Source organism: Pelagerythrobacter sp. (genome assembly GCF_041912895.1).
Lineage (GTDB): Bacteria > Pseudomonadota > Alphaproteobacteria > Sphingomonadales > Sphingomonadaceae > Pelagerythrobacter.
Genome location: NZ_JAYSGI010000001.1, coordinates 1125534 through 1152509, shown reverse-complemented (window position 1 = coordinate 1152509; position 26976 = coordinate 1125534). Strand labels below are relative to the sequence as shown.

Sequence of the window (26976 nt, the reverse complement as noted above, 5' to 3'; positions counted from 1 at the left end):
CCGAGCCTCGCCCGCCAATGCAATCGTGCGATCAGAAGTCGAACCTCGCCACGAATGTGTAGCGCCGATCGTTGCGGAAGGCGGACCGGGTGACCCGCGTGCCGTCGAAATCGATCACCTGCGACGTCCGCGTGACTTCGTCGAGCAGGTTCACCCCCTGCACGCCGAGCTTGATCCTGTCGGTGAGCGCGAAGAAGATCGACGCGTCGAGCTGCCCGGTCGATTCACCGTAGATCGGCGAATAGGGGAAGATCACGTCGCGCGGCGTCTGAAGGAACTCCGATCGCCAGTTGTAGGCCGCGCGCGCCGAGAGCGGCCCCTTCTCGTAGAACACGACCGCGTTGACGGTGTGCTTCGAGACACCCGCCAGCGGCAGGCCGCTCGCGAACGGGCTCTGCTCCGCGCCCAGTGTCGAATTGTTGAAATCGCCCGCGTCGACGTAGGTATAGGTCAGCTGCGATCCCAGCCCGCTGAGGATTCCGGGCAGGAAATCGTAGCTCTGCTGGTAGGCAAGCTCGAAGCCTTTCAGCGTACCTTCGTCGGTATTGTAGGGGCCGTTGACCAGCACGTCGGTGGTCGCTCCGCTGGGGCTGGTGAAGCTCCGGATGGCGGCGCCTTCGTTCACGACATTGCTGATTTCCTTGAGGAACAGCGATGCGGTGAGCGAGCCGACAGTGTTGAAGTACCATTCTGCGGACAGGTCGTAGTTCCACGATTCCACCGGCATCAGGAAGCGGTTGCCGGTGAATATCTGGAACAGCGGGCCGGTTTCGAGCGTGCCTTGCGCGCGAAGATTGTTGGTGTTGTCGCCGATCCCGCCACCACTGCGGTAGGCCGCGAGGTCGGGGCGGGCGAGGCCCTTGGAAACCGCCCCGCGGAACAGCAGGCCGCCGCCCACGTCGAGCTTGACGTTCAAGCTCGGCAGCCAGTGGTCGTAGGACAGGCCGGTGTTATCTGCCACGCTCTCGCCGGTGTAGATCGAGGCGAATTCCGCCAGCCGCGCATCCGACAGGCTGCAGAAGCCGGGCACGTCCTGCCCCGGCTGGGTGTTCGCGCAGCGCGCACGAATGTCAGCGACCGTCACCACTCCGTCGCCGTCGCCGGTGTTGCCCGGATTGGACGGATCGTCGAACGTCAGCGGCGTCGGGTAGCTGATCGCGCCGATCGTGCTGACTTCGGTGTCGACGTAGCGCAGCCCGATATTGCCTTCCAGCACCCAGCCGTTGCCGAACAGGTCGTCCATCCCGAAATCGACGCGCAGGTATGCGCCGAACGAGTTCTCGTCGACGTCGGAAATTTCACCCGGAAGATAAGGCGTGCCGGGGACCAGGCCGTCGCGGTTGTAGATCAGCGGACGGCCTTCGGGCGTAAGCGTGAAGGCGCGGATCTGGTTGATCTGCTCTTCGGTCAGGCCGCTGAGATATTCCTCCACCAGGTTGTCGCCGCCGAAGAAGAACCCAGCGCCGTCGCCGAACGGTGTCGGCGCGTTGCCGCGCTGGAAACCGTCGCCGAACGGATCGTAGATGTTCGCATACTCGGGGAAGTCGGCGACGTAGGCGCCGCCGGGGCCGAAGGCCTGCGGATCGTCGCCGTTCCAGTTTCCGTTGCGACCGGTCCACGCCGCGCCGAGGTTGCTCCAGTTGGAAAAGTTGGTGTTGCGCGTCACGCGGTTGCGGTCGGCCCAGCGCGCGCCGAAGCGGGCGCGCTTGAAGAAACCGTCGCCGATCTCGTACTCCGAATCCATCCGCAGGCTGTCGAGCGTGCCTTCGTTGCGGACCTGGTTGTCGATATTGAACCAGTAATAGAGCAGGTTCGGATCGGTGAAGTAGGAGCCGGGCGATCCGCTGGTGCCGGGCTGGAGGAACTGCACCACCGGGGTCGTGCCCGAATTGTCGATGTAGATGTCGGTGAAAGTCTGCAACGCAGCGATGAACCCGTCCTCGTTGCGGTCGGACGTGATGTGCTGGACTTCGAAATTGAACGACAAACGGTCGCTCGGGCTGAGGCGGATGTTGGCCGAGAAATCCTCGGTCATCGCATCGTCCTCGCGCTGGAAGCGAAGCAGTTCGGTCGGGATGCCGGTGACGTTGTTGGGCGAATTCTGCGTTAGCGTGATCGTCTCGACCCTGCCGTCGCGAAACGTCGGGGTCGTGCCGGGGGCGACCAGTGGGAACAGCAGGTCATCGTTCACTTGCGCCAGCGCGGCGAATTCGTTGAGCGTCGCCTCGGTTTCGGCGCGCAGGTATTCGAGCGTGACTTCGGCCCGCCCGTCGGTGCTCTCCCACTGCACGATGCCCGAATAGGCACGGCGGTCGCGCGTCAGGTCGGTGGTGCGCACGCCCGCGCCCTTGGGCACGATCACGCTGCCGGCAGGCGGGAAATTGCTCTCGTCGAAGGTGTCTTCGCCTGCGAAGCCGCCCGAGCCCACCGGCCGCACGCGAATGCACGGCGCGTCGAGCGTGTCGGCGCGATAGCAGGGATCGGTGACTTGCGAGGCGTCGGTGCGCGTGACGAGTTCCTGCTGGGCGTAGCCGAACTGGATCCCGAACATGCCGATCCCCGTGTCGAAGGTGTTCGACGCGAGGACGGAGAAGCCCGGCGACCATTCCTCGGCGAGATCGCCGTAGTTCGCCTCGATCGTGCCGGCAAGCTTGAAGCCCGGATTGTCGAGCGGCTTGCGGGTGACGAGATTGACGGTGCCCGCGATCCCGCCTTCGATCATGTCGGCGGTCTGGTTCTTGAACACTTCGACGCGGCCCAGCAGCTCGGGCGAGACGTCGTTGAAGCTCAGCGCGCGGCCGCCGTTGGCCGAGAAGATGTCGCGTCCGTTGAGTTCGGAGCGGACGTAGGGCAGGCCGCGGATGATCACCCCGGTCCCCTCGACCGAGAAGCGGTCGGGGTCGTCGCGCTGTTCGAAGCGCGAGATGTTGACGCCGGGGACGCGCTGGAGCGCTTCGGCGACCGAGCGGTCGGGCAGGGCGCCGATGTCCTCGGCGGTGATCACGTCGACGAAGGTGTCGGCGTCGCGCTTGATGTTCTGCGCCGATTCGAGCGCGGCGCGGAAGCCCGAGACGACAATCACGTTGTCGTTGTCTTCGACCGCTTCGGGCGTGCCGCCGGGCGTTTCCTCTTCGATCCCCGCGTCGGTTTCCTGCGCGAGCGCAGGCGTGCCGAAGCCCAGGCAAAGGGCCAGGCCGGAGACGGTTCCGAGCGCGGTGCGGCGGACGGCGAGACGATTCGCGGAAAGCAGGCTTAAGCCGGACAAGATACCCTCCCATGTATCGGCGGGATTTTCCCGCTCTGTCGAAGCATTCATATGCCCCGTTGTGATCGTTCACAAGAAAAAAATGAACGTTCACAATTCGCCCCCGCGCGGCTAGTGTCCGCGATCGGAGCAAGCGCTTGGGAGGGCGTGTAAATGGCAATCGAGCGGATCGTGATAGTCGGCGGCGGAACCGCGGGCTGGATGGCGGCGGCCACGCTGTCGCGCATCAGGACGGGGCGCGATGTCGCGATCACGCTGGTCGCATCCGAAGCGATCGGCACCGTCGGCGTCGGCGAAGCGACGATTCCCCCGTTCGTCAATTTCAACAAGCTGCTCGAGATCGACGAGGCGGAGATGCTCGCCGCGGTGCAGGGCACCTTCAAGCTGGGCATCCAGTTCGCCAACTGGGGCAAGCTGGGCGATCGCTACATCCACCCCTTCGGCGGCTATGGCTACGAGATCGAGGGCGTCTCGTTCCACCACCTGTGGCATCGGCTCCATGCGGAAGGCGACCGGCGGCCGCTCCAGGTATTCAACCTCGAAACGCTGGCAGCGCATTTCGGCAAGTTCGCACGGACCGCCGACTATGCGAGCGACGACCTGCCGCCGATGAACTACGCCTATCACATCGATGCGGGCCGCTATGCCGCGTTCCTGCGCCGCTATGCCGAAGCGCGCGGCGTGGAGCGGCGCGAGGGCCGCGTCGCCGACGTCGCGCTCGACGGCGAGAGCGGCTTCGTCACCACGCTCACGCTCGACGACGGCAGCGAGATTTCGGGCGACCTGTTCATCGACTGCTCGGGCTTTCGCGGCCTGCTGATCGAGCAGGCGCTCGGCACCGGCTACGAGGACTGGACGCACTGGCTGCCGTGCGACCGCGCGGTGGCGCTGCCGTGCAACCGCGACGACGGCAGCGAGCCGGCACCGTTCACCCGGGCCACCGCACATTCCGCCGGCTGGCAATGGCAGGTTCCGCTGCAGCACCGCAACGGCAACGGCCACGTCTATTGCAGCGAATTCATGGCCGACGACGAGGCGCACGACATCCTGGTGGCGAACATGGCGGGCAAGCCCACCGCCGATCCCAATTTCCTGCGTTTCACCACCGGGCGGCGCAAGAAGTTCTGGAACCGCAACGTGGTCGCGCTGGGCCTCGCGGCGGGCTTCATGGAGCCGCTCGAATCGACCTCGATCCATCTCATCAACACCGGGATCAGCAAGCTGGTCTCGGTCCTCTCGCTGGACGGGATCACGCAGGTCCAGCAGGATGCCTTCAACCGCCTGACGGGGATCGAATACGCGCGCATCCGCGATTTCCTAATCCTCCACTACCACACCACGACGCGCGACGATTCGGAGTTCTGGAACCACTGCCGCACAATGGCGGTGCCCGACACGCTGACCGAGAAGACCGAGCTGTTCCGCCGCAGCGGGCAGATCTTCCGCGAGGAGGACGAGCTGTTCAACGAGACCAGCTGGACAGCGGTGATGACGGGGCAGGGCATCGCAATGGGCGGCCACAACGTGATGGCCGACGGCCTCGCGCTCGACCGGCTGCGCGACGAGATCGACGGGATCGAGAAATCGATCCGCTACCTCGTCGGCATCATGCCCTCGCACGCCGCCTACTTGCGCAAGTATTGCCCCGCACCGGCCTGAGCCCCGGCCCCGCCGCGAATTCGATTGCGCGGCGTTGACGGGCACCCGAAAAAAGTATCGAACGCGAAAGACAGGACTGGGGGAGACTGCAGCGTGAAGGACGAAACCCGCACCCGGCGGGTCGACGTGTACCGTGGCGGCCGCTGAAGCCGCCGCATCCCCGCGGCAATCCGCGCGCTTTCTCTACCTCTACGCGCTGGCCGTCGCGGGCGGGGCGGTCGCCTATGTCCCCTTCCTGACGATCCTGCTGCCGGTCAGGGTGACTTCGCTGGGGGATGCCGACGCGGTGTCCGCGCTGGCCTACATCGCCTTCGCCGGGGCGATTTCCGCCAGCCTGTCGAACATCGGCTTCGGCTGGCTCAGCGACCTCACGCGTTGCCGGCGCCCGTGGATCATCGCCGGGCTCGCGCTGTCGTGCGCGCTGTTGATGTCGGTGCGGACGGCCACCAGCGTGCCCGCGCTGATCGCCGTGATCGTGGTGTGGCAGGCCTGCCTCAACATGATGCTCGCTCCGCTCGCCGCCTGGGCGGGCGATTGCGTGCCCGACCGGCAGAAGGGCCTTCTCGGCGGCCTGCTGTCGTTCGCGCCGGCGCTCGGCGCGGTGTCGGGCGCGATCGTGACCGTGCCCGCGCTTGCCTCCGCCGATGCCCGCCTCGGGCTGGTCGCGGCGATGGTGGCGGGGCTCGTCCTGCCGGTGGTGGCGTTCGGCGCGCCACGTCCGATGCCGCATCTGATGACGCGGACGGAGCCCAAGGGCGCTGCCCCGCCGCCGGTCGATCCGACAGGACGCACCGCGATCGCGCGGATGTGGCTCGCGCGCCTGCTGGTCCAACTCGCCGAGGCGGTTCTGTTTGCCTTCCTGCTGCTCTGGTTCCGCAGCATAGAGCCGGCCTACGGCGACAACGACGCCGCCACGCTGCTTTCGATCGTGCTGTGCGTGGGCGTGCCGATGGCTTTGCTCACAGGCCGCTGGTCCGACAGCGCGGACCGGCCGATCATGCCGCTGGCCGTGAGCGCGGCGATCGTCGCCGGCGGCCTGCTGCTGATGGCGCTCGCCCCGACGCTGGGCTGGGCGATCGCGGGCTACGTCGTGTTCGGCATCGCCAGCACGGTGTTCCTCTCGCTCCATTCGAGCCAGACGCTGCGCGTGCTCACCCGGCCCGCGCGGCGTGGCCGCGATCTGGGATTGTTCAACCTGACCAACACCGTGCCGTCGCTGATCATGCCGTGGTTCGCGCTGGCGCTGGTGCCGACATTTGGCTTCGACGCGCTGTTCCTGCTTCTGGCCGGCCTCTCGACGATGGCCTGCCTGCTGCTGCTGAGCATCGTGCGCACCGTCCGCCGCGAGGCCCGATAGCGCGCGCCGGCCTCGCGCAGACCGCAGGGGCGATCCTCGGCAAATCTTAATCCAATGCGTTCATAGCCGCCCGATGGCCGACGCCGAACGAATTGCCGAACCATCGGGATGGCGGACGGTCGCGTTCGCCGTGGCGTTCGTGGCCGTGACCTCGCTGACGATCTTTTCCACGCGTTTCGGCGGCGGGCTGGCGCTGGTGTGGTTCGGCACCGCCATTCTCGCGGCGCTGCTGCTGAACCTGCCGTATCGCGCGTGGCCGCGCACGATCATCTATTTCGGCTGCCTCAGCATGTGCGCGACCGCGTTGTTCGGCTTCGGCCCGTTCCTCGCGGCCCCGCTGGCGCTCGTCAACGTGTTCGAAGCAGGCTTGATCGCCGGCCTGCTCGCGCGCCTGCGGCCCGGGCGCGACTATCTCGAAAGCTGGTCGGGCTTTTCCAGGTTGGTGCTGGTTGCAGGGGTGGTCGGGCCGCTGGTGACCTCTGTCCCGGCGGGATTTCTGGTCGCATCGGTTATCGGCGGCGCATGGACCGGCCATGCGGCGCAATGGTTTGCCGCACATGGCCTCGGCACGGTGCTGGCCCTGCCGCTGGCGATCCTGTTCGCGCGCGGCAGCGTGGCCGGAATGATGAAGGTCGCCACACGGCGTGCCCGGTGGGAACTGGCGGCCGTCACGCTGGGCAACGCGGCGGTGGCGACCGTCGCCTTCTACCAGGCGGCCTACCCGCTCCTCTTCCTCCCGATCCTGCCGGCCATCTTTGCGTGCTTCCGCCTGGGCAGGATCGGCGCGGCGGTTTCGGTCCTCGTCATCGCGGTCATCGCGTCGAGTTCGCTCGCGCTGGGCGTCGGCGTTTTCGCAGCGCTTGATGTGCCGCTGGCCGAACAGACGACCTTCCTCCAGTTCTACCTCGCGGTCATGCTGCTGGTGATCCTGCCCATCGCGGCCGCGCTCAAGCATCGCGAGATCGTGCATGGCACGATCACGCGGCGCGAGGCGCTGTACCGGATGATTTCGGACCATTCGGACGATGCCATGCTGAGCCTCGGCGCCACCGGGACGATCCGCTTCGCATCACCGGCCTCGTGCCGGCTCAGCGGCGTCGACGATCTCGCCGACATGCCGCTCGCCGCGTTTTTCGCGCCGGAGGACGAGGGCTTGATCGACGGGCTTCTCGCCCGGGCCGCCGCCGAACCGGGGGTCACCAAAGTGCTCGAACGCCCGGTCGTGCGCAACGACGCGAGCGTGTGGTTCGAGGCGAAAGTCCGCGCCGTGGGTGATAACGGTGCCGCGATCGCGGGCTTCGTCGTGACCGTGCGCGACGTGACGGCGCGCAAGGAGGAGGAACTGCAGGCCGCCCACGACGCCTCGACCGATCCGCTCACCGGGCTGCCCAATCGCCGCGCCTTCCTCAAGGAACTGGAGCCCGCGCTCGCCGCCGCCGCCGAGCAGCCGTTCTCGCTCGCGATCATCGATCTCGACCACTTCAAGTCGATCAACGATCGTTACGGCCACGATGTCGGCGATCTCGTCCTCAAGCACGTTGCCCTCATCATGCGCCGCTTATCGAAGGATGGGTGCTTCTTCGCTCGCCTCGGCGGCGAGGAATTCGGTCTGGTCGTGCGCAGTGCGGAGCCTGGCCGGATCGGGGAGATATGCGAGAGGCTGCGCGCGCAGATCCACGAGCACCAGATACGCGATGCCGACGGGCGCGACTTCGGGGTTTCGGCATCGATCGGCGTGGCCCACCTGCGCGAGCCGTGCACTGTTTCGCTGGCGTTGCAGACCGCCGACGCGCCGCTCTACGCGGCCAAGGCTGGCGGCCGCAACCGCGTCCACGTCGCCAGCGGCCCGCTCGGATGGAAGCATCGTTCGGCCGACGCGTCGGAAGGCACGCGCCATTTGAGGGTGGGATAGGCTTATTTTTGGCCCTGGCGCGGCGCGCCGGTCAGCCCTGCACCACCTGCTGCTCGATCTTGCCGAATATCGAATGGCCTTCGCTGTCCTCCATCCAGATCGCCACGCTGTCGCCGGGGGCCATGAAGCGGGTCTTCGCTTCGCCGTCCGCGATCGTTTCGATCATGCGGATTTCCGCGATGCACGAATAGCCCGCGCCGCCTTCGGCGACCGGCTTGCCCGGATCGCCATCGGGCCCCTGGTTCGAGATCGTACCGGAACCAATGATCGCGCCCGCGCCGAGATTGCGCGTCTTGGCCGCATGAGCGACCAGATCGGCGAGGCTGAACGTCGCGTCCTGCCCCACGTTCGCGCGGCCGAACGGCGCGCCGTTGTAGTCGACCATCAGCGGGCGATGGATCACGTTGCCCTCCCACGCCTCGCCCAGTTCGTCGGGTGTGACCGCCACGGGGCTAAACGCGGTTGCGGGTTTCGACTGGAAGAACCCGAAGCCCTTGGCGAGTTCGCCGGGGATCAGGCCGCGCAGCGACACGTCGTTGACGAGCATCAGCAGCTTGATGTGGCCCGCCGCTTCTTCCGGCGTCGTGCCCATCGGCACGTCGTCCACGATGCAGGCGATCTCGCCCTCCATGTCGCAGCCCCAGGCGGTGTCCTTCAACGGAATGTCGGCGCGTGGGGGCAGGAAGTCGTCCGAGCCGCCCTGATACATCAGCGGGTCGTGGTAGAAGCTCTCGGGCACCTCGGCGCCGCGCGCCTTGCGCACCAATTCGACGTGGTTGATGTAGGCGCTGCCGTCGGCCCACTGATAGGCGCGCGGCAGGGGCGAATGGGCCTCGCGCTCGTGGAACCGCTCGCACGGCACTGCCTCGTGCTCGACGTCGCGGTAGAGGACTTCCAGCTTCGGGGCGACCTCCGCCCAGTTGTCGAGCGCAAACTGCATCGTCGGGGCGATGTTGTCCGCGGCGCAATAGCGGGTCACGTCTTTCGAGACGACGACCAGCTTGCCGTCGCGGGTGCCGTCGTTGAGGGTGGCGAGCTTCATCGGGTGTTCTCCGGGTTGTCCGGTTGATTGTCGGGGTGGGCGCGCTGGAAAGATTCCAGCGCGAGGCAGGCCGCCTCGATCCGCTCGATGCACGGCAGGTCCGCGAAATCGAACGCGAAGCGGCGCGCGTTGTAGACCTGCGGCAGCAGCACGGCCTCGAACAGGCCGGGGGCGTCGAACAGGAAGTCTTCGCTGCCGAGCTGCGCCAGCCGCGCCTCGACCGGCGCCAGCGTCCGCGCCAGCCAGTGGCGATACCAAGTGTCGATCTCGGGCTGCGAATGGCCGAGCGGATCCTTGAGATATTTCAGGACTGGCAGGTTGAGCGGCGCGTGAAGCTCGGTGGCGATCGCGTAGACCAGTTCGCGCACCGTGAAGCGCTCTTCGGTGCCCTTGGGTAGCAGCGGGTGCTCGGGATATGCCTCGTCGAGCCATTCGAGCTGCGCCATCGATTGCGCGCGCTCGCGTCCGTCAGCTTCGAGCGTGGGCACCGTGCCGAACGGGTTGCGCGCGGTGTATTCCGCACCTCGCTGCTCGGCCTGGAGCAGGTTTACCGGCACGTATTCGTAATCGAGCCGCTTGAGATTCAGCGCGATTCTAAGGCGATAGCTCGTGGAGCTGCGATAGTATCCGAACAATCGCATCAAAATGCCGGAATTCCGGTGATTGCCCGACCGAGGATCAGCGCATGAACGTCGTGCGTCCCCTCGTAGGTGTTCACCGTTTCGAGGTTCACCATATGGCGGATCACCTGATATTCGCCCGAAATCCCGTTGCCGCCGTGCATGTCACGTGATTTACGAGCGATATCGAGGGCTTTACCGACGTTGTTGCGCTTGACTATCGAGATCATCTCGGGCGCGAACCGCCCTTCGTCCATTAGCCGCCCGACGCGCAGCGAGGACTGCAGCCCGAGCGCGATCTCGCTCATCATGTCGGCAAGTTTCAACTGGTAGAGCTGCTTGGAAGCGAGCGGACCGAACTGGTTGCGGTCGAGGCCGTAATGGCGCGCGGCGTGGAAGCAGAACTCGGCGGCGCCCATGCTGCCCCACGAGATGCCGTAGCGTGCCCGGTTGAGGCACCCGAACGGGCCCTTGAGCCCCTGGACCTCGGGCAGCAGCGCGTCGGCGGGCAGCTTGACCTCGTCCATCACCACCATGCCGGTCGTGCTGGCGCGCAGCGAGAGCTTGTTGTCGATCTTGGGGGCCGAGAGGCCCTCCATGCCCTTTTCGAGCACGAACCCGCGAATGCCGTCGCCGTGCGCTTCGCTCTTGGCCCAGACCACGAACACGTCGGCGAAGGGGGAATTGGAGATCCAGGTCTTGCTGCCCGAGAGCGAATAGCCGTCGCCATCCTTCTTGGCATAAGTCCGCATCGATCCGGGGTCGGAACCGGCGTCGGGCTCGGTCAGACCGAAACAGCCGATCAACTCGCCGCTGGCGAGGCCGGGCAGGTACTTCCGGCGCTGCTCCTCCGAACCGTAGGCGTGGATCGGATACATCACGAGGCTCGACTGGACCGAAGCCATCGACCGGTAGCCTGAATCGACCCGCTCGATCTCGCGTGCGATCAGGCCGTAGCTGACGTAGTCGGCGCCCGCGCCGCCGTATTCCTCGGGAATGGTCGCGCCCAGCAGCCCGGCGCGGCCCATCAGCGGAAACAACTCGGGCGCATCGATCTCCTGCGCGAACGCATCGATCACGCGCGGCTGAAGCTCGGCCTGCGCGAAGGCGCGCGCGGCGTCGCGGATCATGCGTTCGTCTTCGGTCAGTTGCCCGTCGAGATCGAACGGATCTTCCCAGTTGAACGGCGCCATTCCGGCCATGATGTCTCCTGTGACTGCTAGCCTTCCCTTCGCAGGCTTGCGCTACCGCGACAAGCCCGCGAGAGCGAGCGACGCCGCTCGCGTGATCGACCGACCATGTAGAGACGGGCGCACGAGTGCGCCCGTCCGATTGCCGAAGCGGAAAATGCTAGCAGATTCAGTTGCTCGAAAGCGCCTGCTGGACTTTTTCGAGCATTACGTTCGGCGGGCACGGCTTCGAGCACGCGATCGCGCTGGGATAGCGCGCGCGTACTTCGTCGGGGCTGAACTGACCGGAGTGGAAGATTACCGGCACGTTCTCGGCCATCAGCGTCTCGGCGAGCGAGAAAGCCTCGCCATCCTCGAGTTCGACGTCGAGAATCGCGAGGTCGGGCCGCGTCTTCTGCACCGCGAGCATGGCGCTAGAGATTTCGGAATGCGGGCCTTCGACCTCGAAGCCGGCTTCTTCGACGGTGTCGCACAAGTCGAAGGCGACGATAAACTCGTCTTCCGCGACCAATATACGGGGATGTTTCATCATACTTAACCCAAAAATTCGATTGCGTTTGATCGAATTAACCGGGGCAAGCGTGGATTGTTCCCGTGCCTTACGGGTCACAGGCGGCCGAATTTGGCCTCGTAACCCGCGGTGTCGTCCGCCGCGAGCAGCTTTGCCTGCTCGACCCAGCTATCGCGCCGGATACGGCCCTGGAACCGGCCCAGTTGCGCGTCGATCCGGTCGATGTCGGTCTCGCTCCAGGCGGCGATCTGTGCGAAGCTGGTGACCCCGAGCGAGGCGAGCAACTGATCGAGCTTTCCGCCGACCCCCTTGATCCGGGTGAGATCGTCACCTGCCGCAGCTGTAGCTGGCGGAGGCGGTACTTCCGCAGCGGCTTCGGCGGCATCGATCTGCTGCGCCTCGACCGCCGCCGCGACCGCAGTGCCGCTGCCGGCGACCCCCGGCGGCACGACAGGCGGCTGCGCTGCCGCCTTGGCGTCGATCAGCGCCTGGTTGCGCGCGGCCGGCGCCGCCCCGTCGTCGAGCACGTCGCCTGCGCTGCGATCGGTTACGCGCGTGCTGCGGCGCGATCCGAACAGCCACCATGCGATCGCGATGCCCAGCACGAGGGCGACGATGAACAGGGGCCACCAGGTTTCGATCATCTGCGTCATGCCATCATTCTCCCCAATCGTTCGATACGCGGCCCCAGAACAGCCATCCGATGCCGAGGCCGACGGCGTAGGTCGCGAGCAGCATTACCGTGAGTTCGAACCACATCGCCATGTCAACGCGCCCCCGGAATGTCGATCGGGCTGATCCGCAACGGCTCGGTCGAGACGACGGAGAACTCGATCCGCCGGTTGGCCGGATCGCTCGGAGCGAGCCCTTCGACCGGTTCGCTCGACCCGACGCCGCTGGTGCGCAGGCCGTCGGCGGGTATCCCCCGCGCCACGAGCGCCTCGCGCACCGCTACCGCTCGTTCGCGCGACAGCGCGAGGTTGCCCGCGGGTGCGCCCGAGCTGTCGGTATGGCCGGTGATGGCGATGATGCTGCCGAGGCAGGGCCGCAAGGCGGAGGCGACCTCGTCGACCAGTTGCTGGCTGGCACGATCGATCGTGCTGCGCGATTCCTCGAACCGTATCGTGCGCGCGCGCAGCAGGGCGTCGACGTCTTCCTGGCAATGGGCGGGGGTGTACTCGGTCTCGCCGCCATGCGCCCGCGCTTCGCCATCGGCCCAGCGAATGCCGCCGACGCCCGGCACCGCGGCGACCGCGCGAGCGACTTTCGCGCGCGTGGCTTCGTCGAGCGCGCCGCCGCCATCGAGCACCGGGTGCCGCGACGGCCAGCCCGAAGGCGAAACGAAATTGGCGACCACGCCCTGCCCACCCGCTTCGGCGATCGCGTCCTGCGCTTCGCTCGCGAGCGCCGACTGGAGATCGCCGGCGGAAAGGTTCGCCCCGGTGATCCCGAGCGCGCCGACCGCCAATGCCCCGGCGAATATCGTGAGTGTCGAGCGGATCGCCATGGCCCGTGCCTTACGTGCGGCCTCGCGCGGGGGCAAGGCCACGAGGGCCTTCGGTCAGGTCTCCGCCACGTTCTCCCCGCCGACGTTCTTGCGGAACAGCACACGGTCTTCCGGGCCGAAGCCCTTGCGCCAGATGACCCAGCCGTAGGTCAGCAGGATCAGCGGGATGCCGAAGATCAGCTCGACCCATTCGGGGGTGCGCGTGGCGAGGTAACCGACCGCGATCGCCGGCGCAGCGGCCCAGACCAGCGCCCAGCGCCAGTTGTTCACCCGCTCGCCGAGGATGCGCGAGAGCAGCCAGGCCTTGGCCAGCGAAGCGACGCCGAGGGCGCCCATGAGCGAGATCGCCGCCGCGGCGGCCTTGTGCGGCTCGCCCAGTCCCATCCGCTCGGCCGCCATGATCGCGGCCACCGTGAGCACGCCCTGGAGCGCGATCGTGCCGAACGAGATCGCGAGGTTGCGCTTGCGCGCGACGTAGACGAGCGCGGCTTCGGAGACGACCGCGGTCGCGGCCACGACTTCCGCCGCGAGCAGGAAGGCCAGCGCGCCGGTGCCGCCGACGAAGTTCGGACCGACAAGCCCCATCACCGCTTCCCCCGGCACGCCGAGCGCAAGCGCGATGCCGGCCTGCGCGGCGACGATCCAGAAGCCCACCTGACAGACCTGCCGGGCGATTGCCGGATAGTTCTTTTCCTTGAGGTTGCGGGTGATGACCGGGCCGAGGATCGGCTCGAAGCTCGTCTTGAGCTTCTGCGGCAAGCTCGCGACCTGCTGCGCGATGTAATAGATCCCGACCGCGGCGGGCGCGGCGAACAGGCCGAGGATGAAGATATCGAGCCGCCGCGTGCCCCATTCGATCGCGTCCGCCGAAGCGAGCGGGAAGGCGCGGGTGGTCATGCGCCACATGGCGCGCGGGTTGGGCCGCCACTGGCGCGGCAGGCCGTACATCCTGAGAAACGGCCACGCCGCCGCGATCAGCCCGGCGTAGATCGAGGCGATGTAGGCGAGCGACAGGCCTGATTCCGGGATCACGAAGAACAGCGCGCCGGCCATGATGGAGATCGTCCAGGGTTCCACGATCGCGCGTGCGCGCACGGTGGTCGCGATGTCGAACCGATAGGCCTGCGCGGCGAGCAGGATTTCGGTCAGCGCATAGGCGGGGATCGCCGTGACGAGCAGCTTGTCGAGCGTCGAATATTGCCCGGCGGGGAACATCGGCGCGGGGACGAACCACAGAAAGAGGCCCGCAGCGCACGATAGCAGCGTGGCCAGCAGCAGCCCGTCGAACACCACGTTGGCCGGCCGGATGCCTTCGCCTTCGGACAGGCGCTGCGCCAGCCCGCGCTTTTCCCCCATCGAGCAGATCAGCGCGAGCAGTTCGATCACCACCAGCGCGGAAGCGAAGCGGCCGAGTTCCGCCGCGCCGTAGAGCCGCCCGGCGATGAACAGGAAGGGCACCCGCGCGACGAGCCGCAGCAGGAAACCGATGAAATTGGTCCGGCCCCCTTTCGCGAGCACCGCGATGTCGCCCTGCTGCTCGGCTTCGGTCACGCAGCGCCGTCCTGTTCCGAACGCAATGGGCGCGAGAGCAGCTCGCTCACGATATCGGGCGCCGGCGCACCGCCGAGCAGGCGGTAGACCGCGGCGACGATCGGCATGGCGATGCCGTGGCGCGCGGCGAGTTCGGTCAGCACCGGCGCGGTGTGCGCGCCTTCGGCCACGGTGCGCCGGTCGGCCATTAGCACCTGCGCGGACTGCCCTTCGCCGAGCGCCTTGCCGAGCGAGAAGTTGCGGCTCGAGGTGGAGGAGCAGGTGAGCACGAGATCGCCCAAACCGCACAGGCCCGCGAGCGTTTCGGGCATCGCGCCCAGCGCCTCGCCGAAGCGCAGCATCTCGGCATAGCCGCGCGCGATCAGCGCGGCGCGCGCGTTCTGGCCCAATTGCAGCCCGTCGACCACGCCGCAGGCGATCGCGAGCACGTTCTTGACCGCGCCGCCGATCTCCGCCCCGGTGACGTCGTCCGAATAATATGGCCGGAACGATGGCCGCGCGATCATCGGGGCGAGCCGGTCCCACTGCGCTTCGCCGCCGCTGCACGCCAGCGTGACCGCGGTGGGCAGCCCGGCGGCGACTTCGTGCGCGAAGGTGGGGCCGGACAGGATGGCGATCGCGCTTTCGGGCGCGGCCTCGGCGGCGACGGCGTTCATCAGCCGCCCGGTGCCCGCTTCGATGCCCTTGCTGCACAGCACGAGGTCACGCGGATGTTCGGGAAGATTCGCGAGCACCTTGCCGAGATGCTGTGCGGGCGTGACCGCGAGGATCGCGCTGCATCCGGCGAGATCGGAGAGGGCGCCGGTGGCGCGGATCGTCGGCGCCAGCTCGGCGGAGGGAAGATAAATCCCGTTGCGGCGCGAAGAGTTGATCTCGTCGACCAGTTCGGGCTCGAGCGCCCACAGCAGCACCTCGCGCCCGTCCGACGCGAGCATTTGCGCGAGCGCGGTACCCCACGCGCCCGCGCCGATCACGCCGACAGTCATGCTTTCGGTCATGCCTTGTACCCCGCGCCGCGGACCGGCTCCGCCTCGGGATCGAGCGGCCAACGGGGGCGGGCCGCGATATCGAGCGGATCGGACTGGCCAAGCCGTTCGCAGCCGGCCCAGGCGATCATCGCCGCGTTGTCGGTGCACAGCCCGGGCGGGGGCGCGACGAAGCGCATGCCGCGCGCGTTCGCCAGGTCCTCCAGCGCGGTGCGGATCGCGCGGTTGGCCGCGACGCCGCCCGCGACGACCAGCGCGGGCACCGGCTCCATCGCATCGAGCGCGATCGCCAGCCGGTCGCATACGCAGTCGAGCGCGGCCTGCTGGAAGCTCGCCGCGATATCGGCATCCGCGTGCTTGCCGCTCTCCTTGGCGCGCAGCACCGCGCTCTTGAGACCGGCGAAGCTGAAATGCGGTTCGCCGCTGCCGACCAGCGGGCGGGGGAGGGGCACAGCGCGGGGATCGCCCTCGCGCGCCAGCCGCTCGACCGCCGGGCCGCCGGGAAAGCCGAGGCCGAGGATCTTGGCGGTCTTGTCGAACGCTTCGCCCAGTGCGTCGTCGATCGTGGTGGCGAGGCGGCGATAGCGCCCGACGCCCTCGACACGCAGGATCTGGCAGTGTCCGCCCGAGACGAGCAGCAGCGCATAGGGGAATTCGAGCGTCGGATCGGCGAGGCGCGGGGACAGCGCGTGCCCTTCCAGATGGTTCACCGCAATCAGCGGCACGTCGCCTGCCATCGCCAGCGCCTTGGCGCTGACGAGGCCGACCATCACGCCGCCGATCAGGCCCGGCCCGGCGGTGGCTGCGATCGCGTCGAGGTCTGCCAGCGCCATTCCCGCCTCGTCCATCACCGCCTCGATCATCGGCGCGAGCCGTTCGGCATGCGCGCGTGCGGCTATCTCGGGCACCACGCCGCCATAGGGCGCGTGCTCCGCATCCTGCGACGCGATGCGTTGCGCGACGATAGCCCTATCGGTGGTCACGAGGGCCGCCGCGGTTTCGTCGCAGCTCGATTCGATGCCAAGCACGATGCCCATGCCGCTTCCCCTGAACAAATTGCCTCGCTAGGGCAAGCGCCGCTCATGACCGACCAGCCAAAGCTCCGCCTCGGAACGCGCCATTCGCCGCTCGCCATGGCCCAGGCGCGCGAGGCGCGCGCGCGGCTGTGCGCGGCGCACGGTTGGCCCGAAAGCGCGATCGACCTGATGCCGGTGCGCGCCAGCGGCGACCGGATACAGGATCGCCCGCTGGCCGAGATCGGCGGCAAGGCGCTGTGGACGAAGGAACTCGACCAGTGGCTCGCCGAAGGATGGATCGACGGCGCGGTCCATTCGATGAAAGATGTCGAGACGATCCGGCCCGATGTGCTGGCGATCGCCGCCGTGTTGCCGCGCGCCGACGTGCGCGACGTGCTGGTCGGCGCGGCGAGCGTGGCCGAAATCCCACGCGGTGCCCGCGTGGGCACCAGCGCGCCGCGCCGCGCCGCGCAGATCCTCCATTTCCGGCCCGATTGCGACGTGGTGACGTTTCGCGGCAACGTCGCGACCCGGCTGGCGAAGCTCGCCGCGGGCGAGGCGGACGTGACGCTGCTCGCCGCTGCGGGCCTGGCGCGGCTGGAAGAGACTGGCGTCGGCACTGCGCTCGATCCCACCGAATGGCTCCCGGCCCCGGCGCAGGGCGCGATCGGGATCGAATGCCGGGCGGACGACGATAATGCACGCGCCCTGTTCGCCGCGATCGACGATGCGCCTTCGCGCGCCACGGTAATGGCCGAACGCGCGCTGCTCGCGGGGCTGGGGGGCACCTGCCACAGCCCGATCGCCGCGCATTCGGTGCGCGAGGGTGAATCGATCGTGCTGCGCGCTATCCTGTTCAGTCCAGACGGTGCCGAGCGCGTGGACGGCGAGTGTCGGTTCGCGCCGGGCGATCACGAGCCACCGGCGACGCTCGCCGCCGACTTGCTCGCGCGCGCAACGCCGGGCATAGCGGCGCATTTCGACGGACCGGCGTGAGCGCGGCGATCTTCGCGATCCGGCCCGAACCGGGGTTGTCGGCGACGCTCGAAGCTGCGCGCGCCCTGTCCATCCAAGTTGAGGGCTACCCGCTCGCCGAGGTCGCCGCCGTGAAATGGGCCGCGCCGCGCGATATTCAGTTCGCCGCGCTCCTGCTCGGCAGCGCCAACGCGGTGCGCCATGCCGGGGCCGCGCTGGCGCAATGGCGAGGGCGCACCGCGCATGTGGTCGGCGCGGCGACCGCCGAAGCGGCGCGCGAGGCGGGGCTGAATGTCGGAATCGTCGGGCAGGGCGGATTGCAGCAGGTCGTGGACCGGCTGAGCGGCGGCGATCGCCTGCGCCTGCTACGGCTGGCGGGGGAGCGGCATACCGTGCTGGAAGCGCCCGCCAATGTCGCGATCGACACTCGCGTGGTCTATCGGGTGGTCCACCATCCGATCCCGGTAGACTTCGCCGGCAGATTGAAGGCGGGCGGCGTAGTGCTGCTCCATTCGGGCGAAGCGGCGCGGCATTTCGCCCGCGAATGCGACCGGGCAGGTCTGGCGCGCGAGGCGATTGCACTCGCCGCGCTCGCCCCGCGTATCGCCGAGGCGGCGGGCGGCGGCTGGCGGCGCGTCGCGGTCGCCGGTCATCCTGTAGACAGCCAGCTTCTGGCATTGGCCCGCGACATATGCCATTGACCTGCGCGGGATAGCGCCCGGCCGGGCGCGAGCGGGTCGCAGAACGGATTTCGATGGACAGATACTCGAACCCCACCCCTGCGCGCAGCGCGTCTTTCAAGCCGATCGTCATCGTCGCGCTCGCGGCGTTTCTGTTCGGTGCGCTGCTGGTGGGCTATTTCGCCTGGCGCTCGGGCGTCGATTTCGGAACTGGCGAGGACACGGCGCCTGCCGAACAGCCTTTGCCTGCGGTCGCCGAGCCGCAGCTCCCCGCTGCATCGCCGACGCCTGCGCCCGCCACTACGCCGGCAGCCGCCAGCCAGCGTGTCGAGCAAGTCGCCGAACAGCAGGGCGGGCTCGACCAGCGCCTCGCCGCTGCGGAGCAGCGCCTGTCGCGGCTGGACCTGCAGGCGCAGGCGGCGGCGGGGAATGCCGCGCGCGCGGAAGGCCTGCTGATCGCCTTCGCCGCGCGCCGGGCGCTCGACCGCGGGGCGGAACTGGGCTATCTCGCCGAGCAGTTGCGGCTCCGCTTCGGCGATGCCAAGCCCAACTCGGTCGCTACGATCATTGAATTCTCGCGAAATCCGATCACGCTCGATGTCCTTGCAGCGCGGCTCGAAGGCCTCGCGCCGCAACTCACCGAGGCGACCGGCGACCCGCTGTTCGAGCGGATCGGCCACGAATTGAGCCAGCTGGTCGTGATCCGCAAGGAAAGCACGCCCTCGCCGCAGCCCTCGCGCCGGATCGAGCGGGCGCGGTTCTATCTCCAGAGCGGGCGGGTCAACATGGCGATCGACGAAGTGCGTCGCTTGCCCGGGGCCGAGCAAGCCCGCCGCTGGATCGCGGATGCCGAGCGTTACGTCGCGGCCCGCCGCGCGCTCGACCTCATCGAGACCTCGGCGGTGCTCGAACCACGCTTGCTGCGTGACGGTTCGGGCAATCCGATCGAACAGCCGAGCCCGGCGATGCGGGCGACCGCCTCGGAATAATCCTTCGGAAAGTCAGGCGCGCATCAGTTCGGGCACATCGCCCGAAACGCCGCGCGCCTCGTCCATGAACCAGTGCTTGAGGGCGGGTATCCGTTCGACCCCGGCCATGCCGAAGCGCCGCACCGCCGATGCGGTGCGGCCGGGCACGCCGAACAACCGGGTGAGGCTGTCCGTCGCCAGCGCGACGGTGAAGGAATCGAGCCCGCGCCAGCGCTCGTAGCGCGCGAGCAATTGCGCATCGCCGGGCTCGAGGCCGAGCCGCATCCCTTCGCTCAACACTTCCACCAGTGCGCCGACATCGCGCAGGCCCAGGTTCAGCCCTTGCCCCGCGATCGGATGGATGCCGTGCGCCGCGTCACCGACCAGCGCGAGCCGCCGATCCGTGACCCGTACGGTGTGATGGAAGCCCAGCGGAAAGGAGGAGCGCGGGCCGGCCCCGCGAACCGCGCCGAACAGGTCGCCCATGCGCTTTTCCACTTCGGCGAGGAAGGCACGGTCGGACAGTTTCAGCGTGCCCGCCGCGTCCTTCTCGTCGACCGTCCACACCAGTGCGCTGCGGTGCGCGCCACCCGCGCCGTCGCGCATCGGCAGCAGCGCGAAGGGGCCGGTGGGATAAAAGATCTCCCACGCGACGCCCTGGTGCGGCTTCTCGTGCTCGAGTCCGGCGATGATCGCGCGGTGGCCGTATTGCCACTTGGCGACCTTGATCCCGGCGGTTTCGCGGGTGGGGGAGGTCCGCCCCTCGGCGCCGACCATCAGCGCCGCGGAAAGCGTCCGGCCGTCGGCCAGCGTGGCGCTCACCGCGTGTTCGCCGCGCTGCCGTTCGGCCACTTCGGATTTCGCGTGCCAGGCGATCAGCGGCTCGGCGGCGGCGGCCTCGAACAATGCGAGGCGAAGCGCCCGATTGGCGAACATCCGGCCGAGCGACCCTTCATGCGGCTCGGGGCGGAAGTCGATCCGGCCCGGCTTGCGCTGATCGCTCACCGCGATCGTCTCGATCGGGCAGCCGTGCGGCTCGAGCGCGTCGGCGATGCCGATATTGCCGAACAGGTTCCAGCTCGCGGTCGAGATCGCGCTGGCGCGCCCGTCGAACCCTTCCGCGGTCAGGTCCGCCGGGTCCGCGCGGTCGACCACATGGCTCGACAGCCCCTTGCGCGCGGCGGCCAGCGCGAGCGTCATGCCCACCAGTCCACCGCCCAGAATCAGCAGATCGCGCCTGTCGTTCATCGCCTTCTCGTTGCAGGAAACTCCGCATCCCACTAGAGCCACGGCGGTGACCGAGGCAAGGACAATGGGCGCTGTGCGCGCCTGGCTCGCATATGCAGCGCTGGCGCTCGTCGCCGCATTGGCCCTTGCCGCCGCCGGGTTCGCCCGCGCGCAGCCGCTGATCGGCGACGACAACATGTCCGCCGAACTGATCGCGGAGAAGGCCCCCGAGGCCGGCGGAGAATGGATGCTCGCGCTCCGGTTCACCCCGCGATCGGACGAGTGGCACGGCTATTGGTCGAACCCGGGCGACGCGGGCCTCGGAATGGAACTGGACTGGACGTTGCCGGCGGGATGGTCCGCGGGCGAGCCGCTCTATCCCGTGCCGCATCGCCTCGTGATCGGCGGGTTGATGAACCACGTCTATGAAGGGCGCTACACCGTGCTGGTGCCGATCCGCATCCCGCGCGGGGCGGATATCGCCGATGCCGAGCCGCTCGAGGTGACGGCGGACTATCTCGCCTGCACCGACAAGCTCTGCGTGCCCCAGCAGGCGGTGCTCGAACTCGATCCGGCGGAACTGGCCGAGGCCGAGCCCGATCCGCGCTTCGTGAAATGGCGCGCGCAGATCGCGCCGCTGATCGAAAGCCGCGCCAGCTTCGCCGTCGACGGCCAGACGCTACGCGTCGCGGTGCCGCTCCCCGCCGAAGTCGCGCTGCCCGATCCGCACCTGTTCGTGTCCGAGCGCGAGCTGGGGCAGGGCAAGCGGCCGGCCTATGCCCAGAAGCAATCGTTCTTCCGCGATGGCGACCGGCTGGTCGTCGATGTCCCGCTGACTCAGCTCAACCTGCCGTCCGATCTCGTCCGCGAGCCCGCGCCGCCGCGGATCGAGGGCATTCTCGCATTCTCGCGCGATGTCGGGGTGCGCTTTTCGGCCGAACCGGGCAAAGTGGCCGAGGCTGGCGTGCCGATCGCGCAGCCGCAGTTGCCGTCGCTCTGGCTGCTCGCGCTCGGCGCGCTGGCGGGCGGGCTGTTCCTCAATGTCATGCCCTGCGTCTTTCCGATCCTCAGCCTCAAGGCGCTGAGCCTGGCGCGCGCGGGCGAAAGCGCGGCGCTCGCCCGGCGCGAAGGCGCGGCCTATACCGCCGGCGTGGTGCTGGCGTGCCTTGCGCTGGGGGCGGGGCTGCTGGCGCTGCGGTCGGCGGGCGAGAGCGTGGGCTGGGCGTTCCAGTTGCAGCAACCGGCGGTCGTGGTCGGGCTGCTGGCGCTGACCGCGGCGATCACCGCCAATCTCGCCGGGCTGTTCGAGCTTCCGTCGATCTCGCTCACCCGCAGCGGAGAGCCTGCCGGCGCCTTCGCCACCGGCCTGCTCGCGGCGTTCATCGCCACGCCGTGCACCGGGCCGTTCATGGCGGCGGCGCTCGGGGCCGCGCTGGTGCTGCCGACGTCCTCGGCATTGCTGCTGTTCGGCGCGATGGGGGTCGGATTGGCGCTGCCGTTCCTCGCGATCGGTTTCGTGCCTCCGCTGCGCCGGATGTTGCCGCGCCCGGGGCCGTGGATGGAGACCTTCCGCAAGGTCATGGCGGTGCCGATGGGGCTCACCGCGCTCGCGCTGCTATGGCTGTGTTTCCGGCTCGGCGGAGACGATCTGGGATGGGGTGCGGCGGCGATGCTCGGCGCGCTCGCTGCCATCCTGCTGGTGGTCGGCCGAACGGCCGGCGCCGTGCGGAGCGCCGCAGTGGTGAGCGCGCTGGCCGCCGTGATCGTCGCGGTTGCCGTCCTTCCCCGCCTGGCGAGCGACGAGATCGTGGCGGCGGAAAGCATTCTCGAGCCGGCAGAATTCAGCGAGGCGGAACTGGCCGAGGCACGCGCGGATGGCGATCCGGTGTTCGTCTGGTTCACCGCAGACTGGTGCGTGACCTGCAAGGTCAATGAAAGCGTGGCGATCGAACGCAAGCCGACGCGCAATGCATTCGCCGATGCCGGCGTGGTAGCGATGCGGGGCGACTGGACGCGGCGCGATCCGGCGATCACCCGCTTCCTCGCCGATCACGGGGCGGCGGGCGTGCCGCTCTATCTCTGGTATGCGCCGGGCGAAGAAGCGCGGCAGCTGCCGCAGGTGCTCGGCCCCGATGCACTGATCACGCTGGCGCAGTCGCTTCCTGCACGGCGGGAGACCGGGGGTCGCGCAGGCACGCCTCGACCAGAAGGCGCGGCTGCTGGCTCGGATTGAGTTCGAGCGAGCCCGCGCCGGCGATGGTCGCTTCGATGCGCCGCGGGCCGGTGAGAACCTCCATCCGCGAATCGTCTGCCGCGGCATAGCCCTCCCACAGCCACGCGCGCCCGTTCCACGTCGCATCGACGTTCAGCCGGACGACATGGCCGTTGCCGATCAGCGCGAGGATCGCCTTGGCGCGCGGATCGGCCGCAGCGAAGCGGGTGATATGGATGCGCCGCCCCTCGCCGCCATCCTCGCACGCCAGCGCCATCAGAGGCGCTTCGCCGGGCTTGCCGTAAAGGATGCGCACGCCTTCCCCCGGCACCCATAGCGCGCCTTCGGTATCGGGGGAGGCCAGCGGTTCGCTTGGATGGGACTGCGCCGTATCGAGCGCCACCCGCGCGACGTAGTCGTCGGTCGCGGGCGGCTTGCACCCCGCGAGCCCGGCCAGCGCCACTCCAATTGCAAACGCCCGGAGCATCGCCTCAGCGCGCGCGAATGAAGGCGCGGACATCTTCCGACAGCTTTTGCCGATCCTCGTCGCGCACGTACATCATGTGTCCGGAATCGTAATATTGCCACTCGATCCGATCTTGCGGAAAGCCGGTGCGGCTCAGTGCGTACTCCGCGGCGAAGAACGGCGTGGCGAAATCGTACCAGCCCTGGCCCACGAAGATGCGCAGCCCCGAATTCTCGCGCAGCGCGCGGCCGAGATAGGGCGCGACGTTGAGATAGGCGTTGGTGTCGCGCCCGCCCTCGAGCCGCCAGTCCCACGGCCCGACGTAGCCGATCGTGACGTAGCGTTCTTCGGTGTCGTAGCCGAGCGTATCGCGCATGAAGTGATTGACCGCCGCGGTATAGCCGCCGTCGATGCCGTAGAAGCTCGGGTCGTTGTCGGGCGTCTCGCCCGCGCTGTCGTAATCGACGCCGGTGTAGCGGCTGTCGAGCCGGCCGACCGTCAGCCCGCGATCGCGCAGCAGTTCCTTGTAGAACCGGCCGGAGCTGACGCGCAGGTCCGCCCGATCAAGATATTCCTCCGAGAGCCCGGTGAACCGTGCCAGCTCGGCGCGCACCGCCGCGCGTTCCTGCGCGTCGGCGTTCTGCCCCTTGAGCAGGAACGCGGCGTAGGGCCCGATCGCGAACTGGCGCGCGTCCTCGACGAACTGCTCGACCGAGCGCGCCGTGGCCTTGCCGTGATAGAGCGCGGTCGCGGCCATGCTGGGCAGGGTCGTGATGTAGCCGAGTTCGGCCCCTTCGGTCTCCGCGCCCGCGCCGAAATCGAGCACGGTCGAGATCAGGATTACACCGTTGAGCGCGACATCGTTGTACTGACCCTCCAGTTCGTTGACGACCGCGGCCGAGCGCGTGGTGCCGTAGCTCTCGCCGCCGAGGAACTTGGGGCTGTTCCAGCGCCCGTTGTCGTCCAGCCACATGCGGATGACCTCGGCGACCGACTTCGCATCCTTGGTGACGCCCCAGTATTCCTCGCCCTTGGTCTCGCCGATCGTGTGGCTAAACCCGGTGCCTACGGGATCGATGAACACGAGATCGGTGACGTCGAGCAGCGAATCCGGGTTATCGAGAATGGGATAGGGCGGCGCCCCGTCGTCGCGCGCGTCGGAGGGGATCGCGACCCGCTTGGGCCCGAACGCGCCCATCTGCAGCCACACCGAACCCGAACCCGGCCCGCCGTTGAACAGGAAGGTGACCGGACGTTCGGCATCGCGCGGCTCGGCGATATAGCTGGTCGTGACGATCGCCGCCTTGGGCGTGCCGTCCTCGGCCTCGAGCACCTGTTCCTGCACCGTGGCGGTATAGCGCACCGAGCGCCCGCCGAACGTGCCGGTGAACGTCTCGGAGGCGGAGTTGGCCTCGTAGGGTGCGGGAGCAGCCTCGGCGGCAGGTTTTGCATCGTCCGATTGCGCGACGGCGGGGCAGGCGATGGCGAAGGCGGCGGTGGCGGCCAGCAGGGTGCGGAAGGTCATGGACGGTCTGTTAGGTCAGACGATCCGCAAAAGGCAATGGATGGGGATGAACGACCGACAGGCTTCTGTGAACTGCGGGCTTACTTGCCCCACTTCCGCTGCGTCTTGCCGTACCGCATCTTGCGCGTGCCCGGCCTGCCTTCGGTGGCGCGGCCGACGAGCGGGGCCTTCTTCTCGTCGTCCGACAGGCCGAGTTCGTCGTTCTCCAGCCGCCTGATCTCGTCGCGCAGGCGGCCCGCTTCCTCGAATTCGAGGTCGGCGGCGGCGGTCCGCATGCGTTTTTCGAGGTCTTCGATGTAGGCGCGCAGGTTGTGGCCGACGAGGTTGTTGCGCTCGTCGTCGCCGGTATCGACGGTGACGCCGTCCTTGCTCGCGGTGTGGGCGACGATGTCGGCGATCTGGCGGCGGATCGTGGTCGGCGTGATGCCATGCTCGGCGTTGTATTCGCGCTGCTTCTCGCGCCGGCGCTCCGTCTCCGCCATGGCGCGTTCCATGCTGCCGGTGACCCGGTCGGCGTAGAGGATCACCTTGCCATCGACGTTGCGCGCGGCGCGGCCGATCGTTTGGATCAGCGAGGTTTCCGAGCGAAGAAAGCCTTCCTTGTCCGCGTCGAGGATCGCGACCAGCCCGCATTCGGGAATGTCGAGCCCTTCGCGCAGCAGGTTGATACCGATCAGCACGTCGTAGACGCCTAGCCGCAGGTCGCGGATCAGCTCGATGCGCTCCAGCGTCTCGACGTCGGAGTGCATGTAGCGCACGCGCACGCCCTGCTCGTGCATGAATTCGGTCAGGTCTTCCGCCATGCGCTTGGTCAGCGTGGTGACGAGCGTGCGATAGCCCTTCGCCGCGGTCGCCTTCGCTTCGGCGATGCAATCCTGCACCTGGTCCTCGACCGGGCGCACCTCGACCGGCGGGTCGATCAGGCCGGTGGGGCGAATGACCTGTTCGGCGAATACGCCGCCGGTCTGCTCCATCTCCCATCCCCCGGGGGTGGCGCTGACGCAGAACGTCTGCGGGCGCATCGCGTCCCATTCGTTGAACCGCAGCGGGCGGTTGTCGATGCAGCTCGGTAGGCGGAAGCCGTATTCGGCCAGCGTCAGCTTGCGCCGGTGGTCGCCGCGCGCCATCGCGCCGACCTGGGGCACGGTCTGGTGGCTCTCGTCGACGAACAGCAGCGCGTTGTCGGGCAGGTACTCGAACAGCGTCGGCGGCGGCTCGCCCGGCAGGCGGCCGGTAAGGAAGCGGCTGTAGTTCTCGATCCCCGCGCAAGAACCGGTGGCGGCGATCATCTCGAGATCGAAATTGGTCCGCTGTTCGAGCCGCTGGGCTTCGAGCAACCGGCCCTCGGCGTGGAGTTCCTTGAGCCGTTCCTCGAGCTCGAATTTGATCGCCTGGCTCGCCTGCTTCATCGTCGGGCCGGGCGTGACGTAGTGCGAATTGGCGTAGACGCGCACCTTGTCGAGGCTCGCGCCCTTGGTGCCGGTCAGCGGATCGAATTCGCTGATTTCCTCGATATCGTCGCCGAAGAAGCTGACCCGCCACGCCATGTCCTCGTAATGGCTGGGGAAGATCTCCAGATTGTCGCCGCGCACGCGGAAATTGCCGCGCGCGAAGGCCGCGTCGTTGCGCTTGTATTGCAAGGCCACCAGCTTGCGGATGAGCTCGCGCTGGTCGACGCTCTCGCCTTTCTTGATATCGAAGATCATCGCCGAATAGGTTTCGACCGAACCGATGCCGTAAAGGCACGATACCGAGGCGACGATGATCACGTCGTCGCGTTCCAGCAGCGCGCGCGTGGCCGAGTGGCGCATGCGGTCGATCGCCTCGTTCACCGAGCTTTCCTTCTCGATGTAAGTGTCGCTGCGCGGCACGTAGGCCTCGGGTTGGTAGTAGTCGTAGTAGCTGACGAAATATTCGACCGCGTTGTTCGGGAAGAAGCTCTTGAACTCGCCGTAGAGCTGCGCGGCGAGGATCTTGTTGGGCGCGAGCACCAGCGCCGGGCGCTGCAGTTCCTCGATCACCTTGGCCATGGTGAAAGTCTTGCCCGAGCCGGTCACGCCCAGCAGCACCTGCGTTTGCTCGCCGTCCTTTGCGGCGCCGGTCAGTTCGGCGATCGCGGCGGGTTGATCGCCGGCGGGCTGATAGTCCGAAACCAGCTCGAACCGCTTGCCGCCCATCGATTTCTCGGGGCGTTGCGGCTTGTGCGGCGTGAAATTTTCGGAGGTATCGGGCTCTTCCAAGCCCCTGCGGATCACGAGTTCGGCCATGCTCCGCGATATGGGCGCGCGGGGCGTGCGCGGCAAGCGC

The 26976-nt window shown here is 68.0% G+C and carries 21 protein-coding genes; 7 read left to right on the top strand and 14 right to left on the bottom strand.

Annotated elements, in window-relative coordinates:
- Positions 1–31: 31 nt before the first annotated feature.
- The gene (locus tag ACE3QC_RS05805) at positions 32–3265 is read right to left on the bottom strand and encodes a TonB-dependent receptor (RefSeq protein WP_374406164.1); all 3234 of its coding nucleotides are present in this window, start codon (positions 3263–3265) and stop codon (positions 32–34) included.
- 153 nt (positions 3266–3418) lie between these two features.
- Between ACE3QC_RS05805 and ACE3QC_RS05800 the strand changes: the two genes are divergently transcribed.
- The 3 genes from ACE3QC_RS05800 (at position 3419) to ACE3QC_RS05790 (ending at position 8193) form a co-directional block, all read left to right on the top strand.
- On the top strand, positions 3419–4924 hold the full coding sequence (locus ACE3QC_RS05800; RefSeq protein WP_374406162.1) for a tryptophan halogenase family protein: 1506 nt from the start codon (positions 3419–3421) through the stop codon (positions 4922–4924).
- Positions 4925–5057: 133 nt separating this feature from the next.
- Positions 5058–6281, top strand: coding sequence for an MFS transporter (locus ACE3QC_RS05795; protein ID WP_374406160.1), 1224 nt, complete (start codon positions 5058–5060; stop codon positions 6279–6281).
- Between the two features lie 73 nt (positions 6282–6354).
- The gene (locus ACE3QC_RS05790) at positions 6355–8193 is read left to right on the top strand and encodes a diguanylate cyclase domain-containing protein (RefSeq protein WP_374406158.1); all 1839 of its coding nucleotides are present in this window, start codon (positions 6355–6357) and stop codon (positions 8191–8193) included.
- 31 nt (positions 8194–8224) lie between these two features.
- On the opposite strand, the gene ACE3QC_RS05785 is transcribed toward ACE3QC_RS05790, so the two are convergent.
- The 9 genes from ACE3QC_RS05785 to tsaD all read right to left on the bottom strand — a co-directional run bounded on the left by ACE3QC_RS05785 (position 8225) and on the right by tsaD (position 16637).
- Positions 8225–9235, bottom strand: a complete 1011-nt coding sequence (locus ACE3QC_RS05785) for a fumarylacetoacetate hydrolase family protein (protein WP_374406156.1) — start codon at positions 9233–9235, stop codon at positions 8225–8227.
- The gene (maiA, locus tag ACE3QC_RS05780; protein ID WP_374406154.1) at positions 9232–9876 is read right to left on the bottom strand and encodes a maleylacetoacetate isomerase; all 645 of its coding nucleotides are present in this window, start codon (positions 9874–9876) and stop codon (positions 9232–9234) included. Before maiA ends, ACE3QC_RS05785 begins: the two co-directional genes overlap by 4 nt.
- Positions 9876–11057 (bottom strand): acyl-CoA dehydrogenase, encoded by a 1182-nt coding sequence (locus ACE3QC_RS05775; RefSeq protein WP_374406153.1) that lies wholly within the window; start codon positions 11055–11057, stop codon positions 9876–9878. Before ACE3QC_RS05775 ends, maiA begins: the two co-directional genes overlap by 1 nt.
- Before the next feature lie 157 nt (positions 11058–11214).
- Positions 11215–11577: a response regulator gene (locus ACE3QC_RS05770; RefSeq protein WP_374406152.1), complete on the bottom strand. Its 363-nt coding sequence runs from the start codon at positions 11575–11577 to the stop codon at positions 11215–11217.
- A 74-nt stretch (positions 11578–11651) separates the two neighbouring features.
- Positions 11652–12209: a hypothetical protein gene (locus ACE3QC_RS05765; RefSeq protein WP_374406150.1), complete on the bottom strand. Its 558-nt coding sequence runs from the start codon at positions 12207–12209 to the stop codon at positions 11652–11654.
- A gap of 113 nt (positions 12210–12322) precedes the next feature.
- Positions 12323–13063, bottom strand: coding sequence for an OmpA family protein (locus tag ACE3QC_RS05760; RefSeq protein WP_374406149.1), 741 nt, complete (start codon positions 13061–13063; stop codon positions 12323–12325).
- 54 nt (positions 13064–13117) lie between these two features.
- Complete coding sequence (locus tag ACE3QC_RS05755; RefSeq protein ID WP_374406148.1) at positions 13118–14614, bottom strand: lipopolysaccharide biosynthesis protein; 1497 nt, start codon at positions 14612–14614, stop codon at positions 13118–13120.
- Positions 14611–15612, bottom strand: coding sequence for an NAD(P)H-dependent glycerol-3-phosphate dehydrogenase (locus tag ACE3QC_RS05750; RefSeq protein WP_374406146.1), 1002 nt, complete (start codon positions 15610–15612; stop codon positions 14611–14613). Before ACE3QC_RS05750 ends, ACE3QC_RS05755 begins: the two co-directional genes overlap by 4 nt.
- Positions 15609–16637 (bottom strand): tRNA (adenosine(37)-N6)-threonylcarbamoyltransferase complex transferase subunit TsaD, encoded by a 1029-nt coding sequence (tsaD, locus tag ACE3QC_RS05745; RefSeq protein ID WP_374406144.1) that lies wholly within the window; start codon positions 16635–16637, stop codon positions 15609–15611. The genes ACE3QC_RS05750 and tsaD overlap by 4 nt, the downstream gene beginning before the upstream one ends.
- 45 nt (positions 16638–16682) lie before the next feature.
- On the opposite strand from tsaD, the gene hemC reads away from it, so the two are divergent.
- The 3 genes from hemC to ACE3QC_RS05730 are packed head-to-tail and all read left to right on the top strand — an operon-like array spanning position 16683 to position 19260.
- Positions 16683–17612, top strand: a complete 930-nt coding sequence (hemC, locus tag ACE3QC_RS05740; RefSeq protein WP_374406142.1) for a hydroxymethylbilane synthase — start codon at positions 16683–16685, stop codon at positions 17610–17612.
- On the top strand, positions 17609–18292 hold the full coding sequence (locus tag ACE3QC_RS05735) for a uroporphyrinogen-III synthase (RefSeq protein WP_374406141.1): 684 nt from the start codon (positions 17609–17611) through the stop codon (positions 18290–18292). The genes hemC and ACE3QC_RS05735 overlap by 4 nt, the downstream gene beginning before the upstream one ends.
- A gap of 53 nt (positions 18293–18345) precedes the next feature.
- The gene (locus ACE3QC_RS05730; RefSeq protein ID WP_374406140.1) at positions 18346–19260 is read left to right on the top strand and encodes a hypothetical protein; all 915 of its coding nucleotides are present in this window, start codon (positions 18346–18348) and stop codon (positions 19258–19260) included.
- 12 nt (positions 19261–19272) lie between these two features.
- Here the strand turns inward: ACE3QC_RS05730 and ACE3QC_RS05725 are convergent, their stop codons facing one another.
- A complete protein-coding gene (locus tag ACE3QC_RS05725) occupies positions 19273–20487 on the bottom strand; it encodes an FAD-dependent monooxygenase (protein ID WP_374406139.1) in 1215 nt (404 codons plus the stop codon).
- A gap of 64 nt (positions 20488–20551) precedes the next feature.
- Between ACE3QC_RS05725 and ACE3QC_RS05720 the strand changes: the two genes are divergently transcribed.
- Positions 20552–22699, top strand: coding sequence for a protein-disulfide reductase DsbD family protein (locus tag ACE3QC_RS05720; protein WP_374406138.1), 2148 nt, complete (start codon positions 20552–20554; stop codon positions 22697–22699).
- Here ACE3QC_RS05720 and ACE3QC_RS05715 read toward each other — a convergent pair.
- The 3 genes from ACE3QC_RS05715 to uvrB all read right to left on the bottom strand — a co-directional run bounded on the left by ACE3QC_RS05715 (position 22608) and on the right by uvrB (position 26936).
- Positions 22608–23165, bottom strand: a complete 558-nt coding sequence (locus ACE3QC_RS05715) for a hypothetical protein (RefSeq protein WP_374406137.1) — start codon at positions 23163–23165, stop codon at positions 22608–22610. The genes ACE3QC_RS05720 and ACE3QC_RS05715 overlap by 92 nt on opposite strands.
- Positions 23166–23169: 4 nt before the next feature.
- Positions 23170–24669 carry a S10 family peptidase gene (locus tag ACE3QC_RS05710; protein WP_374406136.1) on the bottom strand — a complete coding sequence of 500 codons (1500 nt, stop codon included), beginning with the start codon at positions 24667–24669 and terminating at the stop codon, positions 23170–23172.
- Between the two features lie 80 nt (positions 24670–24749).
- Positions 24750–26936 carry an excinuclease ABC subunit UvrB gene (gene uvrB, locus ACE3QC_RS05705; RefSeq protein ID WP_374406135.1) on the bottom strand — a complete coding sequence of 729 codons (2187 nt, stop codon included), beginning with the start codon at positions 26934–26936 and terminating at the stop codon, positions 24750–24752.
- Positions 26937–26976 lie beyond the last annotated feature (40 nt).